This is a genomic window from Streptomyces sp. NPDC047042 (assembly GCF_040644035.1).
Taxonomy (GTDB): Bacteria; Actinomycetota; Actinomycetes; order Streptomycetales; family Streptomycetaceae; genus Streptomyces.
In genome coordinates this window covers 58,387-72,162 of the sequence record NZ_JBEYVP010000042.1, presented here as the reverse complement: position 1 = coordinate 72,162, position 13,776 = coordinate 58,387, and the positions used below count along the sequence as shown (strand labels likewise).

The 13,776-nt window shown below is 71.1% G+C and carries 15 protein-coding genes; 5 read left to right on the top strand and 10 right to left on the bottom strand.

The genetic code is table 11. The features are described from left to right. Positions 1-89: 89 nt before the first annotated feature. The 5 genes from ABZ855_RS38240 to sigE all read right to left on the bottom strand — a co-directional run bounded on the left by ABZ855_RS38240 (position 90) and on the right by sigE (position 5,199). A complete protein-coding gene (locus ABZ855_RS38240) occupies positions 90-749 on the bottom strand; it encodes a hypothetical protein (protein WP_319210706.1) in 660 nt (219 codons plus the stop codon). Between the two features lie 218 nt (positions 750-967). Then, complete coding sequence (locus ABZ855_RS38235) at positions 968-1,414, bottom strand: sec-independent translocase (RefSeq protein WP_319210704.1); 447 nt, start codon at positions 1,412-1,414, stop codon at positions 968-970. 209 nt (positions 1,415-1,623) lie between these two features. Further along, on the bottom strand, positions 1,624-3,351 hold the full coding sequence (locus tag ABZ855_RS38230) for a trypsin-like peptidase domain-containing protein (protein WP_360815075.1): 1,728 nt from the start codon (positions 3,349-3,351) through the stop codon (positions 1,624-1,626). A gap of 64 nt (positions 3,352-3,415) precedes the next feature. Next, the gene (locus ABZ855_RS38225) at positions 3,416-4,429 is read right to left on the bottom strand and encodes an anti-sigma factor (protein WP_360815072.1); all 1,014 of its coding nucleotides are present in this window, start codon (positions 4,427-4,429) and stop codon (positions 3,416-3,418) included. Further along, the gene (gene sigE / locus ABZ855_RS38220) at positions 4,426-5,199 is read right to left on the bottom strand and encodes an RNA polymerase sigma factor SigE (RefSeq protein WP_319210700.1); all 774 of its coding nucleotides are present in this window, start codon (positions 5,197-5,199) and stop codon (positions 4,426-4,428) included. The genes ABZ855_RS38225 and sigE overlap by 4 nt, the downstream gene beginning before the upstream one ends. Before the next feature lie 218 nt (positions 5,200-5,417). Here sigE and ABZ855_RS38215 point away from each other — a divergent pair, with 218 nt between their 5' ends. Then, positions 5,418-6,116, top strand: coding sequence for an O-methyltransferase (locus ABZ855_RS38215; RefSeq protein ID WP_360815153.1), 699 nt, complete (start codon positions 5,418-5,420; stop codon positions 6,114-6,116). Positions 6,117-6,241: 125 nt separating this feature from the next. On the opposite strand, the gene ABZ855_RS38210 is transcribed toward ABZ855_RS38215, so the two are convergent. Further along, positions 6,242-6,409, bottom strand: a complete 168-nt coding sequence (locus ABZ855_RS38210; RefSeq protein WP_003966491.1) for a DUF3117 domain-containing protein — start codon at positions 6,407-6,409, stop codon at positions 6,242-6,244. A 383-nt stretch (positions 6,410-6,792) separates the two neighbouring features. Between ABZ855_RS38210 and ABZ855_RS38205 the strand changes: the two genes are divergently transcribed. Further along, positions 6,793-7,596, top strand: a complete 804-nt coding sequence (locus tag ABZ855_RS38205) for an enoyl-CoA hydratase-related protein (protein ID WP_360815150.1) — start codon at positions 6,793-6,795, stop codon at positions 7,594-7,596. Here ABZ855_RS38205 and ABZ855_RS38200 read toward each other — a convergent pair. Beyond that, entirely contained in the window at positions 7,562-8,191 is a 630-nt protein-coding gene (locus tag ABZ855_RS38200) for a DNA-3-methyladenine glycosylase I (RefSeq protein ID WP_360815068.1), read from the bottom strand. The two genes, ABZ855_RS38205 and ABZ855_RS38200, sit on opposite strands and share 35 nt — an antisense overlap. Beyond that, positions 8,188-8,538, bottom strand: coding sequence for a DivIVA domain-containing protein (locus tag ABZ855_RS38195; protein ID WP_319210697.1), 351 nt, complete (start codon positions 8,536-8,538; stop codon positions 8,188-8,190). Before ABZ855_RS38195 ends, ABZ855_RS38200 begins: the two co-directional genes overlap by 4 nt. Before the next feature lie 174 nt (positions 8,539-8,712). Here ABZ855_RS38195 and folP point away from each other — a divergent pair, with 174 nt between their 5' ends. Then, positions 8,713-9,573: a dihydropteroate synthase gene (gene folP / locus ABZ855_RS38190; protein ID WP_360815065.1), complete on the top strand. Its 861-nt coding sequence runs from the start codon at positions 8,713-8,715 to the stop codon at positions 9,571-9,573. 121 nt (positions 9,574-9,694) lie between these two features. Here folP and ABZ855_RS38185 read toward each other — a convergent pair whose 3' ends face one another. Both ABZ855_RS38185 and dapE read right to left on the bottom strand, forming a co-directional pair. After that, entirely contained in the window at positions 9,695-10,453 is a 759-nt protein-coding gene (locus ABZ855_RS38185; RefSeq protein WP_360815062.1) for a TIGR00730 family Rossman fold protein, read from the bottom strand. Between the two features lie 136 nt (positions 10,454-10,589). Continuing rightward, positions 10,590-11,669, bottom strand: a complete 1,080-nt coding sequence (gene dapE, locus ABZ855_RS38180; protein WP_360815059.1) for a succinyl-diaminopimelate desuccinylase — start codon at positions 11,667-11,669, stop codon at positions 10,590-10,592. 275 nt (positions 11,670-11,944) lie between these two features. On the opposite strand from dapE, the gene ABZ855_RS38175 reads away from it, so the two are divergent. Beyond that, positions 11,945-12,934, top strand: coding sequence for a heavy metal transporter (locus tag ABZ855_RS38175; protein WP_360815056.1), 990 nt, complete (start codon positions 11,945-11,947; stop codon positions 12,932-12,934). Positions 12,935-13,253: 319 nt separating this feature from the next. After that, positions 13,254-13,709: an ATP-binding protein gene (locus ABZ855_RS38170; RefSeq protein WP_360815053.1), complete on the top strand. Its 456-nt coding sequence runs from the start codon at positions 13,254-13,256 to the stop codon at positions 13,707-13,709. The last annotated feature ends 67 nt before the right edge of the window (positions 13,710-13,776 follow it).

The window sequence follows — 13,776 nt, the reverse complement described above, 5'->3', positions numbered from 1 at the left end:
CTGCGCGACCAGCCACGGACGGCCCGCAGTCGCCCGAACTCCTGAAGACGAATGACGATGGGGCGCCGAAAACCAACGGCGCCCCTCTCTCATGCGTACACGCCAATATCCTTGATCACGGCAAAGCCCAACCCGTACGCACTCATCCCCCGCCCATACGCCCCCACATGCACCCCCGCCTGCGTAGACCCGGCCAGCACCCACCCGAACTCGGACTCCCGGTAGTGGAACGGCGTAGGCACCCCGTCGACCGGCAGGGACAGCGTGGTCCAGTCCTCACCGGCGAGATCGTCCGCGAGAACCCACGCCGTCTCCGTCTGCTGGTCCAGCCAGTCGTCCCGCAGGGTGTGGTCCATCTGTCCGGGCCAGGTGAAGGACAGTAGCCCCACACCGGCCAGCCAGGCCGCCGAGGACACCGACGTGGCCTCCAGCAGCCCCGTGCCGTCCGCACTGCGCCGTACGGGGTTCGCGGCCACGGTGACGACCACCGCGAACCGCTCCTTGTCCTCCCCCATGGCCTCGTGCCGTACGGAGGGTTCGTCGCCGTGCCCGATCGAACCGTGTTCGACGGCACCGTCGGCCGCCGTACCCACCTGCATCAGCCAGCGCGGTCCCGTGAAGGCCTCGTCGAGGCCGTACCACGGGAAGGGCGCCAGCAGATAGCCGTCGACCGTGCGCCGGGCGGAGGGGACCTGTTGTCCACCCTCCGCGGCCGGCGCCTGCGCGCCCACCCGACTTGTCGTCTCCATGTACCCGGACGCCTCCTCGTTCTCGTAGGCCCGGACGGCCCGCCCCCCTTCGGGCGGCGTTGTTCGCCCATATACGGCCCCACAACAACTCGGCAGCATAGCCACACCGCTCCGAGCAGCAGGGAAAGCGCCCGGCACGCGGGCCGCGCGGACGTCCGGATCAGGCCGTACGGGGCCCGGTCGGAGTATGAATCACGTCACGCGCGGACCTACGACGGTCAGGTGGCGTCCGCGTCGAAGGGCGGGCGCTCGTCCGGCTCGGGCTTCTTCGTCATGTCGACGGTGCCACCGGAGGAACCCGCCGAGGACGACGACGAAGAGGAGGACGACGACGTGTCCGAGTCGCGGCCGTGGACCGCGTCCGTGACCTCGGCCATCTCCTTCTTCAGGTCGAAGCCGTTGCGGATCTCCTTGAGCCCCAGCTCGTCGTTGTCCAGCTGCTTGCGGATGAACGTCTTGGGGTTCAGGTCCTCGAACTCGAAGTCCTTGAACTCCGGGCCCAGCTCCTGGCGGATGTCCTGCTTCGCGCTGTCCGAGAACTCCCGGATCTTGCGGATGGTGCGCGTGACGTCCTGGATCATCTTCGGAAGCTTCTCCGGGCCGAAGACGAGCACGGCGAGGAGCACGAGCGTCACCAGCTCGAGCGGTCCTATGTCATTGAACACCTGAAGCTCCTTGCGATGTCCTCGGTCCTCGGCCCTCGGCGGTCCGTGCGGTCTTCGCGGTCTTCCGTGGTCCGGGCCGGTTCCACGGTACCCGGCCATCCTGTCCCACCGGTACCGTCCAGGGGACCAAGAGTGTGTGTACACGGCCTGTTTTCCGCGATGTTTGCCTTGCGGCAGGCCGTACGGGCACACCACCTGTGACGTTTCTGTCAGTTGCCGCCCGAGGAGCCGAGGACGAGGGAGACCGTCCGCTGCCTGCCACCGCGCAGCAGGGACAGCTCCAGCCGGTCGCCGGGGCGGTGGGCGCGGATCTTGACGATCAGTTCCTCGCCGGAGTGCACGCGTCGGCCGTCGACCTCGGTGATGACGTCGCCGGCCTCCAGGCCGGCCCGGTCGCCGGGGCCGCCGGTGGTGACCGAGGGCCCGCCGTCCTCGCCGTTCGTGCCCACGCGCGCGCCGTCGCCGTTGTAGTCCATGTCGAGGGTGACGCCGATGATGGGGTGGGTCGCCCTGCCGGTGTTGATCAGTTCCTCGGCGACCCGCTTGCCCTGGTTGATGGGGATGGCGAACCCGAGCCCGATCGAACCGGCCTGTGCGCCGGCCGACCCCGAGCCGCTGCCGGCGGAGCGGATCGCGGAGTTGATCCCGACGACCCTGGCCCGGGCGTCGAGCAGCGGTCCGCCGGAGTTGCCCGGGTTGATGGACGCGTCGGTCTGGAGCGCGTCGACGTACGAGACGTCGCTTCCGTCGCCGCTGTCGCCCCCGGCGGTGATGGGCCGTTCCTTGGCGCTGATGATGCCGGAGGTGACGGTGTTGGCGAGGTCGAAGGGGGCTCCGATGGCGACGACGGGGTCACCGACGGCCACGTTGTCGGAGTTCCCGAGGACCACCGGCCGCAGTCCGTCGACTCCGCTCACCTTGACGACGGCGAGGTCGTAGCCGGTGTCCCGTCCGACGATCTCGGCCTCGGCACTCTCGCCGCCGCTGAACGTCACCGTCACCTTGCCGTCGGCGCCGGCGGGCTCGACGACGTGGTTGTTGGTGAGGATGTGGCCCCTGCCGTCGAGCACGAACCCGGTGCCGGTGCCCTCGGCTCCGGCGCCGCGCACCCGTAGCGTCACCACGCTGGGCAGCGCACGCGCGGCGATCCCGGCCACGCTGTCGGGTGCTCGCCCGACGGTCTCGTCCTTCCCGGTCTGCGACAGCCGGATACGGTCGCTGTCCCCCTGATGCCGCTGCAGATAGGACCCGACGACCCCGCCGACGCCCCCGGAGAGCAGCGCGATCACCAGGGCGCCGACGAGCAGCCCCCGCTTGCGCGTCCCCGGCGGGCCGGCGGCGGTGCCGGCACCGTTCTGCTGGAGGGGGCCGACGGGCGCCCAGGGGTCGTAGCGGCGCCAGGGATCGGGGCTGTCCGCAGGCGTCTGCGGCTCCGGTACGGCCGTACCGTGCGCCGGGGCCATCGCGGGGTGCTGGACCGGCGGAGCGGGCGCCCAGGGCCCGGGGCTGTCCGCAGGCGTCTGCGGCTCCGGTACGGCCGCACCGTGCGCCGGGGCCATCGCGGGGTGCTGGACCGGCGGAGCGGGCGCCCAGGGCCCGGGATGGCCGTAGGGCGGGGTGCTGTAGGGGTCGGGGTCGTGCAGCGACCGGGGGCCCGCCTCGACGGCGGGCCCGGAGTCGGCGGCCTCCGCGGGCTCCGGTACGGGCGGCGCGGCCGGAGCCGGCGGCCCAGGGGCTACCGGCGGTGGCAGCTCGAAGTCGCCGCCGGAGTCGGTTCCGGCGGCGACTTCGACGGTTACGGAGTCGGCCGGGGCCTCGCTACGCGCGTCCGGCTCGGCCGGGCCCGGCCCTGGCAGCGGCTCCGCCTCCGACTCCGGTTGCTCGTCCTCCCGAGACCGGCTCCACCAGTTGGCCTTCGCCGGTTTCCCCTCGTTCATGTTCTCCCCACACCTGGCCCGCCGTTGTGCGGCCCGCACCTCGGATTCAACCAGGTTCGTGGGATCAGCGGACCGTGTCCGACGTGGACGTGGTCGTGGAGGCCGACGAGGACGGTGAGGGGGACGAGTCGGGCGCCGGTGCCATGAGCAGGCCCTGGACCGCGGTCTCGGGGGCCGAGGACCACGAGGTCAGGGCGATGTTCGGGGCCGCCAGCGGCTGTATGAGCGGGGACAGCACCGCGGCGGCGGCCACGACGGGCGTGGTCAGCGGATGCATGGCCGCGCGCTCCCGGACCCCGGAGGCAGGCGCCGGTATGCCCGGCAGCAGCGGCGCGGACGCCTCCGTCGACGCCACCGGCGCCTGTCCGAACGTCCCCTGTCCCAGGCCCTGGGTGAACAGCGGGCCGGCCGATCGGCGCCGCTGGCTCTCGGGAGCCGTCGAGGTCCCGCCGCCCTGCGGGCGCATCGGCGTCACATTGCTGCCCCCGGAGGTGCCCCGGGCATCGGTGTCGCCGGGAACGCCCGTCGACACCCCGCCCAGCGCGATCGCGGCCAGCGACACCGCGCCGGCGGCGGCGAACGCGAACCGCAGGCCGCGCGAGGACGAGCGGTCGGCATCGTGACGTCCGACGTCGTGGATACGGAATCCCCGGCCCGGCGCGGACGACGGGAGCACGGAGGTGTGCGGCCGGGCGGGAACGTACCCGAACCCCTCACCTCTCACCCCGAAGACCCCTGAGCCGGAACCCGCCCCTCCGGGGAACCCGGAGAGTCCGTCGGCGAATCCTCCCCCGCCCAGCGGTGAGCCGCCGGAGTCGGAATCACCTCCTCCGGGCAGACCCTGGAGACGTGCCAGGAAGCTCTCCGAAGGTGGCGGCGGGGCCATCTCCGCGAAGACGTTCTTCAGTCGGCGCTGTGCGTCGGCCTCCGCCTTGCACTTCGCGCAGGTGGCCAGGTGCGCCAGGACGCGTTCCCGCGTCTCATGACCGAGTTCTCCGTCCACCAGGGCGGAGAGCCGGTCTCCCAGATGCTGCTCGGCGAGGCGACGCTCGGCAGAGTACGGCCGTGATCCACTCACGCGGTCGCGCCCCCTCCTCCCAGCGCGGCCACCCGTGGCACCGCGAAGCGGCGCTCGGAACGGGCCTCCGGAGAGCGGTGCGCGAGGGCCTTGCGGAGCTGGGAGCGACCACGGTGGATACGCGAGCGGACCGTACCGAGCTTCACGCCGAGAGTCGCGGCGATCTCCTCGTACGACAGTCCCTCGATGTCGCAGAGGACGACGGCGGCGCGGAACTCGGGCGCGAGGGTGTCCAGCGCCTGCTGGACGTCGGCGTCGAAGTGCGCGTCGTTGAAGACCTGCTGCGGGGACGGCTCGCGGCTGGGCAGACGCTCGGCCGCGTCGTCGCCGAGGGCGTCGAAACGGATGCGCTGCTTGCGGCGGACCATGTCCAGGAAGAGGTTGGTGGTGATGCGGTGCAGCCAGCCCTCGAAGGTGCCGGGCGTGTACGTCGACAGGGAGCGGAAGACGCGGACGAAGACCTCCTGCGTGAGGTCCTCGGCGTCGTGCTGGTTGCCGGTCAGGCGGTATGCCAGGCGGTAGACGCGGCCGCTGTGCGTGCTGACGATCTCCTCCCACGTGGGCGGAGTCCACGCCTGCCCGTCCGCGTCGGTGGTGAAGGTCGCGGTCTGGGCTCGGTCAGCGGCGTGGCTGGGGTCAGCAGCGGTCTTGTTCACGGATTTCGGCCTGCCCGCTGATCCAAGAAGGCGCCGGAGCGCTCCTCCTCGATCCACAGGCGCAGCCGCACCTCCCCTGTCGGCTCTGGTGGTGTCCAGTGGAGCCCCTACCATAGCCACCTCGCCCGTTAGCTCCGGATAAGCGGTTTTACGAGAAATTGATGCGTGCTGATCCGGCTCATCCGGCCGCGCCAGCACCTGTACCGCGTCGCCGGTGTACCCGGTGTGCCGGTCCATCCGCTCATCCCCCTTGTCCTTCTCTTGTCTCTTGTCCCTGGTTCCTCGACCTGTCTGCCCCACCTCGTCCCGCACCCCTCTAAACGCCCGGTCCCATCAGCAGGTTCCCGGCCGCAACGGATACAGTCACGCCCAGGCAACCACGGGGACAGGAGAGGGTCATTACCGGCAACCGGCAGACGAGCTGGGCGTTCGCCGACGCCTTTGTCGCCGAGGACGAAGCACTGCGCTGGGCCCGTGACCGGGCCCGCGAGGCGGGGCTGCGCTCGGTCGCGCCCAGCACGGGCGCCGCGCTACGGCTGCTGGCCGCCTCCGTGGACGCGAAGGCGGTGGCGGAGATCGGGACCGGGACGGGCGTCTCGGGTCTGTATCTCCTGCAGGGCATGCGCGCGGACGGGGTCCTGACGACGGTCGACCCCGAGCCGGATCACCAGCAGTTCGCCCGGCAGGCCTTCCGCGCGTCCGGATTCGCCAGCAACCGCGCCCGCTTCATCCCGGGCCGCGCCCTGGACGTGCTGCCCCGGCTCGCGGACGCCGGTTACGACCTCGTCTTCTGCGACGGCGACCGGCTGGAGAGCCTGGAGTGTCTAGCTGAATCGTTGCGTCTGCTCCGTACGGGTGGCCTGGTCGTTTTCGAGGGCGTCTTCGCCAATGGCAGGACGGTCGATTCGGGGCCCCAGCCCACCGAGGTCATACGGCTGCGGGAGCTGCTGCGCGCGGTGCGGGAGAGTCCGGAACTGGTGTCGTCCCTGCTGCCCGTGGGCGACGGACTGCTGTGCGCGGTCAAGCGCTGAGGCGCTGAAACCTCTCCGGGGCGGGCCAGGTGGTCGGGGCGGGCGGGGCGGGGGGCAAAACAGTGCCCCGGCACCGTAAGCGCACGATGCCGGGGCAGCTGAAAGGGTATGGACGCGTCCGCGCGTCAGCCGACGACCTTCTTGAGGGCATCGCCCAGGGCGTCAGCCTCGTCAGGGGTCAGCTCGACGACGAGCCGACCGCCGCCTTCGAGCGGAACTCGCATGACGATGCCCCGCCCCTCCTTTGTCACCTCGAGCGGGCCATCGCCCGTCCGCGGCTTCATGGCCGCCATGCTCGTTCCCCTTCCTGAAACCAGCTCATCGTCGCCGACGGCCCCTTAGGAGGGCACGCAGATCCCCTCATGGGACACACGTCACCGGCATCGAACACATTGCTTCCAGGCCATTATCCCGCATCTCAGGACCCTATGACCAACATCAGTCGGCATCGCTTGGGCAACGCGCGCGAGCAAAACCACCCAATTCGGCGATGTGGCTGCGATACTGCGCCGCCCCGCCGACTCGAACAGACCGCGGCCGAACCGGAATTCTTTGACGCAGGTCACATGACCCGCCCGCTCCTCCGCGCATGATCTCCGCCATGCTGTCATGGGACGAGGACGTACTGATCAGTAGTACGTACGACGACGCATCCGCGACACCGGAGGGGATCCCCATGGCCGACACCGTGCTCTACGAGGTGCACGACGGGCTGGCGACGATCACGCTGAACCGCCCCGAGGCGATGAACGCGCTGAGCATCGCGACCAAGGTCGCACTCCGGGAGGCGGTCCAGGCGGCGGCCACGGACGACGCCGTACGGGCGGTGCTGCTGACGGCCGCCGGTGACCGGGCGTTCTGCGTGGGCCAGGACCTCAAGGAGCATATCGGGCTGCTGGCCTCCGACCGTGAGGCCGGCACGGGCCAGACCATGACGACGGTCCGCGAGCACTACAACCCGATCGTGCGGGCGCTGACGGGCATGCCCAAGCCGGTGGTGGCGGGCGTGAACGGCGTCGCGGCCGGGGCCGGCTTCGGCTTCGCGCTCGCCGCGGACTACCGGGTCGTCGCGGACACGGCCGCCTTCAACACGTCGTTCGCCGGCGTGGCGCTGACCGCCGACTCGGGCGTCTCCTGGACGCTCCCGCGCGTGGTCGGCCCCGGCCGCGCCGCCGACCTGCTGCTGTTCCCGCGCAGCATCAAGGCGCAGGAGGCGTACGAGCTGGGCATCGCGAACCGGGTCGTCCCCTCGGCGGAACTGCGGGCGGAGGCCGAGAAGACGGCACGGGCCCTGGCCGAGGGCCCGACGGTGGCGTACGCGGCCCTCAAGGAGGCGGTGGCGTACGGGTTCACCCACTCCCTGGAGGAGACCCTGGAGAAGGAGGACGAACTCCAGACACGCGCGGGTGCGTCGGCGGACCACATGATCGCGGTGGAGGCGTTCGTCAACAAGGAGAAGCCGAAGTACCTGGGGCGTTAGTCCGGTACGGGGCGCCTCTTGCCACGCAGGTCTCCAGGTGGTCGTCCACCAGTCCGCACGCCTGCATGAGCGCGTACGCGGTCGTGGGGCCCACGAAACGCAGCCCGCGCTTCTTCAGGGCCTTGGACAGGGCGGTGGACTCGTCGGTGATCGCCGGTACGTCGGCGAGGGTCCGGGGAGCCGGGCGGTCGGCCGCGTCGGGGGCGTGGGACCAGATCAGTTCGTCCAGCTCGCCCGGGGCCCAGTCGGCCAGCACGCGCGCGTTGGCGATCGTCGCGTCGACCTTCGCACGGTTGCGGATGATGCCGGCGTCGGCGAGGAGCCGTTCACGGTCGGCGTCCGTGAAGACCGCGACGGACGAGATCTTGAAGTCGGCGAAGGCGGTACGGAAGCCCGGGCGGCGGCGCAGGATGGTGATCCAGGAGAGGCCGGACTGGAAGGCCTCCAGGGAGAGCCGTTCGAACAGGGCGTCGTCGCCGTGGACCGGGCGGCCCCACTCCTCGTCGTGGTACGCCACGTAGTCAGGTGTGGACAGCGCCCAGGGGCAGCGCAGAGCGCCGTCCGGACCGGCCAGGGCGCCTCCGGCGTCGCTCACTGCTCGCCGTCCTCGGCCTGCTTGTCCAGGGTGACCCGGGACACGGCCTGGGCACCGGCCAGCGCGGACTCCAGGTTGGCGATACGGGCGTCCCGCTCGGCGAGTTCGGCACCGAGGCGGGTGAGCGCGTCGTCGACGTCCGACATGCGATAGCCGCGGGCGGCGACCGGGAAGCGGAGGGACTCGACGTCGCCGCGGCCGACCGGGCGATCGAGCGGCAGGAGGTCCTGGAGCCGTTCCGGCGCGACCTCCGGCAGGACGGCGGTCTCGCCGCCGCCGACCACGGCCAGCGTCACCGCGGCGACCACGACGGCGAGCGCGACGACCAGGAACAAGAACATCAACATCGCTGGGTCCCCACGGGGTTCGGACGGATCGGGTTGAGCAGGTGGATCGGGTTGATCCAGTTGATCAAAGTGCCTGTGCCGAATGCGGCAGGCTCCGATCGTGCCATGCGAGTCTGGCAGTTAGGGTCGCAGGCGGCCTAATACAGGGCTGATTACTAGGAGGGGTCGCAGGCGATGCTCAGACTGGGCAGGCGTGAGTTCGACGCGCACGAGCCGGTGATCATGGCGATCGTGAACCGCACCCCCGACTCCTTCTACGACCAGGGAGCCACCTTCCGCGACGAGCCGGCGCTCGCGCGCGTGGAGCAGGCGATGTCAGAGGGTGCTGCCATCATCGACATCGGCGGGGTGAAGGCGGGTCCGGGCGAAGAGGTGACGGCGGCGGAGGAGGCGCGGCGGACTGTCGGCTTCGTCGCCGAGGTGCGGCGCCGCTTCCCCGACGTGATCATCAGCGTGGACACCTGGCGGGCCGATGTGGGCGAGGCCGTGTGCGAGGCCGGCGCGGATCTGCTGAACGACGCGTGGGGCGGCGTCGATCCGCGGCTCGCGGAAGTCGCGGGGCGGTACGGGGTGGGGCTGGTGTGCACGCACGCGGGCGGTGCGGAGCCTCGGACGCGGCCGCATCGGGTGGCGTACGAGGATGTCATGGCCGACATCCTGCGGGTGACTGTCGGGCTGGCCGAGCGGGCGGTCGCGCTGGGGGTGCCGCGGGAGTCGGTGATGATCGATCCCGGGCACGACTTCGGGAAGAACACGCGGCACAGTCTGGAGGCGACGCGGCGGCTGGGGGAGATGGTGGAGACGGGGTGGCCGGTGCTGGTGTCCCTGTCCAACAAGGACTTCGTGGGGGAGACGTTGGACAGGCCGTTGAAGGAACGGCTGGTGGGGACGTTGGCGACGACGGCGGTGTCGATGTGGTTGGGGGCGCGGGTCTATCGCGTGCATGAGGTGGCGGAGACGCGGCAGGTGCTGGACATGGTGGCGTCGATCGCGGGCCACCGGCCTCCGGCGGTGGCCCGGCGGGGGTTGGCATAGGGGTTTCCTTCGCCCCCGCCGCCCCTACCCGTCCCGTCCTTCTGGGGCTCCGCCCCAGACCCCGCTCCTCAAACGCCGGAGGGGCTGAAATGCCAGCTCGTCCGGCGTTTGGGGGCGGCGTCTAGCGGCCCGCCTCCTTGGACACCAGTGCTACCGCCTCGTCCACGTCGTCCGTAACGTGGAAGAGGAGCAGGTCCTTCTCCGATGCCTTGCCCTGGGCGATGAGGGTGTTCGTCACCCAGTCCACCAGACCGCCCCAGTACTCGCTTCCGAAGAGGACGATCGGGAAGCGCGTGACCTTCTGCGTCTGGACGAGGGTGAGGGCCTCGAAGAGTTCGTCCAGGGTGCCGAGGCCGCCGGGCAGGACCACGAACCCCTGTGCGTACTTTACGAACATCATTTTTCGTACGAAAAAGTACCGAAAGTTCAGGCCGATATCGACGTAGGGGTTGAGCCCCTGCTCGAAGGGAAGCTCGATACCCAGCCCCACCGAGACACCCTTCGCCTCGCACGCGCCCTTGTTCGCCGCCTCCATCGCGCCGGGTCCGCCGCCCGTGATCACCGCGAAGCCGGCCTCGACCAGCCCTCGGCCGAGACGGACGCCCGCCTCGTACTCCGGCGAGTCGGCCGGGGTCCGGGCCGAGCCGAACACGCTGATCGCGGGCGGGAGTTCGGCGAGAGTGCCGAAGCCCTCGATGAACTCCGACTGAATGCGCAGGACCCGCCAGGGGTCGGTGTGGACCCAGTCGGAGGGGCCGCCCGCGTCGAGGAGACGCTGGTCGGTGGTGCTCGCCTGGACCTGCTGGCGTCTGCGCAGCACCGGTCCGAGCCGCTGCTCCTCCGGTGGCTGCTGCTTGTCCTCGGGGTTGCCGGTAGCCATGGCCGCTCCCTTCCTCCACCTACTGTCGTTCCACCTCAGCGTAGATCTCCGCCGGTTACGGGCGGGGGACGTGAGCATGTCCGCCGTGAAGCGCCGCTCCCCGGCGCGCTCGGGCACGCTCAGGTGCTGTGCCGGGTCATGACGTCAGCCAGGCCCGCAGCCGTTCCTCGCCTGCCAAAATCTTTCCGGTTTCCACCCGTTCGTCCCGCTTGTGCGCCAAGTGCGGGTTGCCGGGGCCGTAGTTGACGGCGGGGATGCCGAGCGCGCTGAAGCGGGAGACGTCCGTCCAGCCGTACTTGGGCTGCGGGATGCCGCCCACCGCCTCGATGAAGGCCGCCGCGGCGGGATGGGAGAGGCCGGGGAGCGCGGCGCCGCTGTGGTCGTCGACGACGAACTCCGTGACCCCGCAGTCCGCGAACACCTCACGCACGTGCGCGAGCGCCTCGGCCTCCGAACGGTCCGGCGCGTAACGGAAGTTGACGGTCACCACGCACTCGTCGGGGATGACGTTGCCCGCCACTCCGCCCCCGATGCGGACCGCGTTCAGCCCCTCCCGGTACTCCAGGCCGTCGATCACCGGGTAACGCGGCTGGTACGCGGCCAGTTTGGCCAGGATCGGGGCCGCCGCGTGGATCGCGTTGGAGCCCATCCAACTGCGCGCCGAGTGGGCCCGCTCCCCCGCCGTCTTCAGCAGCACCCTCAGCGTGCCCTGGCAGCCGCCCTCCACCTGACCGTCGGACGGCTCGAGCAGCACCGCGAAGTCGCCCTCCAGCCACTCCGGGTGCGCCTCGGCCACGTGCTTGAGGCCGTTCAGCTCGGCCGCGACCTCTTCCTGATCGTAGAAGACGAACGTCAGGTCCCTGTTCGGCTCGGGCACGGTGGCCGCGATACGCAACTGCACCGCGACCCCGGACTTCATGTCGCAGGTACCGCAGCCCCACAGCACCCCGTCGTCGTCGAGCCGCGACGGGACGTTGTCGGCGATCGGGACGGTGTCGATGTGGCCGGCCAGGATCACGCGTTCCGCGCGGCCCAGGTTCGTGCGGGCGACGACGTTGTTCCCGTACCGCTCGACCGCGAGGTGCGGGAGGGCGCGCAGGGCGGTCTCGATCGCGTCCGCGAGTGGTTTCTCGCTGCCGCTCTCGGAGGGGAAGTCGACGAGCCACGCCGTGAGGAGGGCGGCGTCCAGCGAGAGGTCAAGGGGGGTATCGGCCATGCCGACGACCCTAACGCGCCGCCGCACCGCCGCCTGCGGCGCCCGGCTCCGCGCCACGGCCCCCCGCCGCGCCCGGCCCCGCGCCACGGTCTCCCGCGCGCCCGGTGGGGGCTGGTCGCGCAGTTCCCCGCGCCCCTGAAGGGCGCGCGTGCCGCGCCGCCCACCACGCCCCCAAGCCGCCCCACTCCCCTCCACACCGTCCTCTCACCTTCTTCCGACTGCTCTCCTCACCCGTCACGGAAGTCGCACTCCTTACTCTCCAGTACCTTGTACGGATGCCGGAGTCGTCTGCCACCTACACTCGTCGCGGCCGCCTTCTCCGTCGGGGGGCGTCCTTTCTGGTGCTGCTCGCTGTCGCGGGGTATCTCGCGGTGCAGTACGTCACCGGTGGCACCGGGGACAGGGACTGCGAGGTCGTCTCGGCCGGGGGCGACGGGGCTGCCTACGCGTTCACCCCCGAGCAGGCGGTGAACGCGGCGACGATCACCGCGGTCGGTACCACGCGCGGGCTGCCCGAACGGGCCGTCGCGATCGCCCTGGCGACCGCCATCCAGGAGTCGGGGCTGCGCAACATCACCCATGGCGACCGGGATTCACTGGGCCTGTTCCAGCAGCGGCCCTCGCAGGGCTGGGGCACGGAGAAGGAGATCCTGGACCCGACCTACTCGGCGGGCGAGTTCTACGACCACCTCGTCAAGATCCCCGACTACACGCGCCTCCCCCTCACCGTGGCCGCGCAGCGCGTGCAGCGCAGCGGCTACCCCGAGGCTTACGCGAAGCACGAGCCGGACGCCGTACTGCTGGCCGCGGCCCTGACCGGGCGCGCGGCGGCCACGCTGACCTGCGAGGGCCGCACTACCGACACCCCGGCCGGCGGCCCGGACGCCGTACGGGCGGCGCTCGTACGGGACTTCGGCCGCGACGCGCTCGCCGTGGCCGGCGCGGAGGTGCGCCGCAGTCCCAAGGCCACCCCTTTGCCCTCCCCCACCGCGACGACGGACACCGCGAGCCGCACCGTGGCGGTTCCCGTGCCGCCCGGCACCGGCAAGGCCGCCGGGACGACGGTCCTGCGGCGCGGCTGGCAGCTGGCCCAGTGGGCGGTGGCCAACGCGTCCGCGCTGCACATCCAGAACGTCACGTACGCGGGGCGCCGTTGGACGGCCGGAAACACCGACAGCCAGTGGCTCCCGGTCGGCACGGGCAAGGGCACAGGTGAGGGCACAGGTGAGGGCACGGACGTGGTCCGGATCGTCACCATGCAGTAGTACGAGCAGGCGTACGGGACATCACTCGCGAGGGTTACTCCTGGCGGGTGCGGGCGGAAGTCTGCGCGGGTTTTCGCCGAGTCGCTCCCACATCCGCGCACTGTCCGCCAAAACCCTTGCGAACAAAGGGCTGCAACCCATCACAAGGATTCACCCGACTTTCGGACCGGGTGGCCTTTGCCCGTTTTTATCCGCAGCCGATAATGCGACGCATTGCCAACTCTTTACATTACGGCGCCGCAACCTTCAGGGGCCTTCGAGCGGTAGTCACTGCGTCCGAGTCCGGACGATCAACAGTCAACCGACACTCAGGAGCATCATGTCCCTCCCCCTGACCCGCCGGATCGCCCGTGCAGCGCTGCTCGTCGCAGCGGGAGCGGCAGCCGGGGTCGGTGCGGCCGGCTCGGCCAGCGCGGCCCCGGCCGGTCTGCCGGCCACCCCGAACCTCGGCGGCCTGACCGCCCTGGACGGGGCGAACGTCGGCAACACGGTCGACGGCGCGGCTCAGAACGTCTCCGGGCTCGCGGGCCAAGCCGGTGGCGACACGGTCAAGAAGGCCGTGCCGGCGGCGGGCGCGACCGGCGGCAAGGTCGCCAAGAAGGCCACGCCCGCCGCGCAGAAGACGGCCGGTGGAGCGACGGGCGACGCCGGTGCCCTTCTCGGTGACACCGCCGAGACCGCCACGAAGGGCGGCCTGCCGACGGACGCGCTCCCCACGAAGGGCCTGCCGGGCGGCGGCCAGCTGCCCCTGCCGGGCGGGCTGCCGCTGGGCTGACCAAGCAGCGGTGACCAGGTGATGGCGGAGGGGCCCGGGGATCTTCCCCGGGCCCCTCCGTCGCACT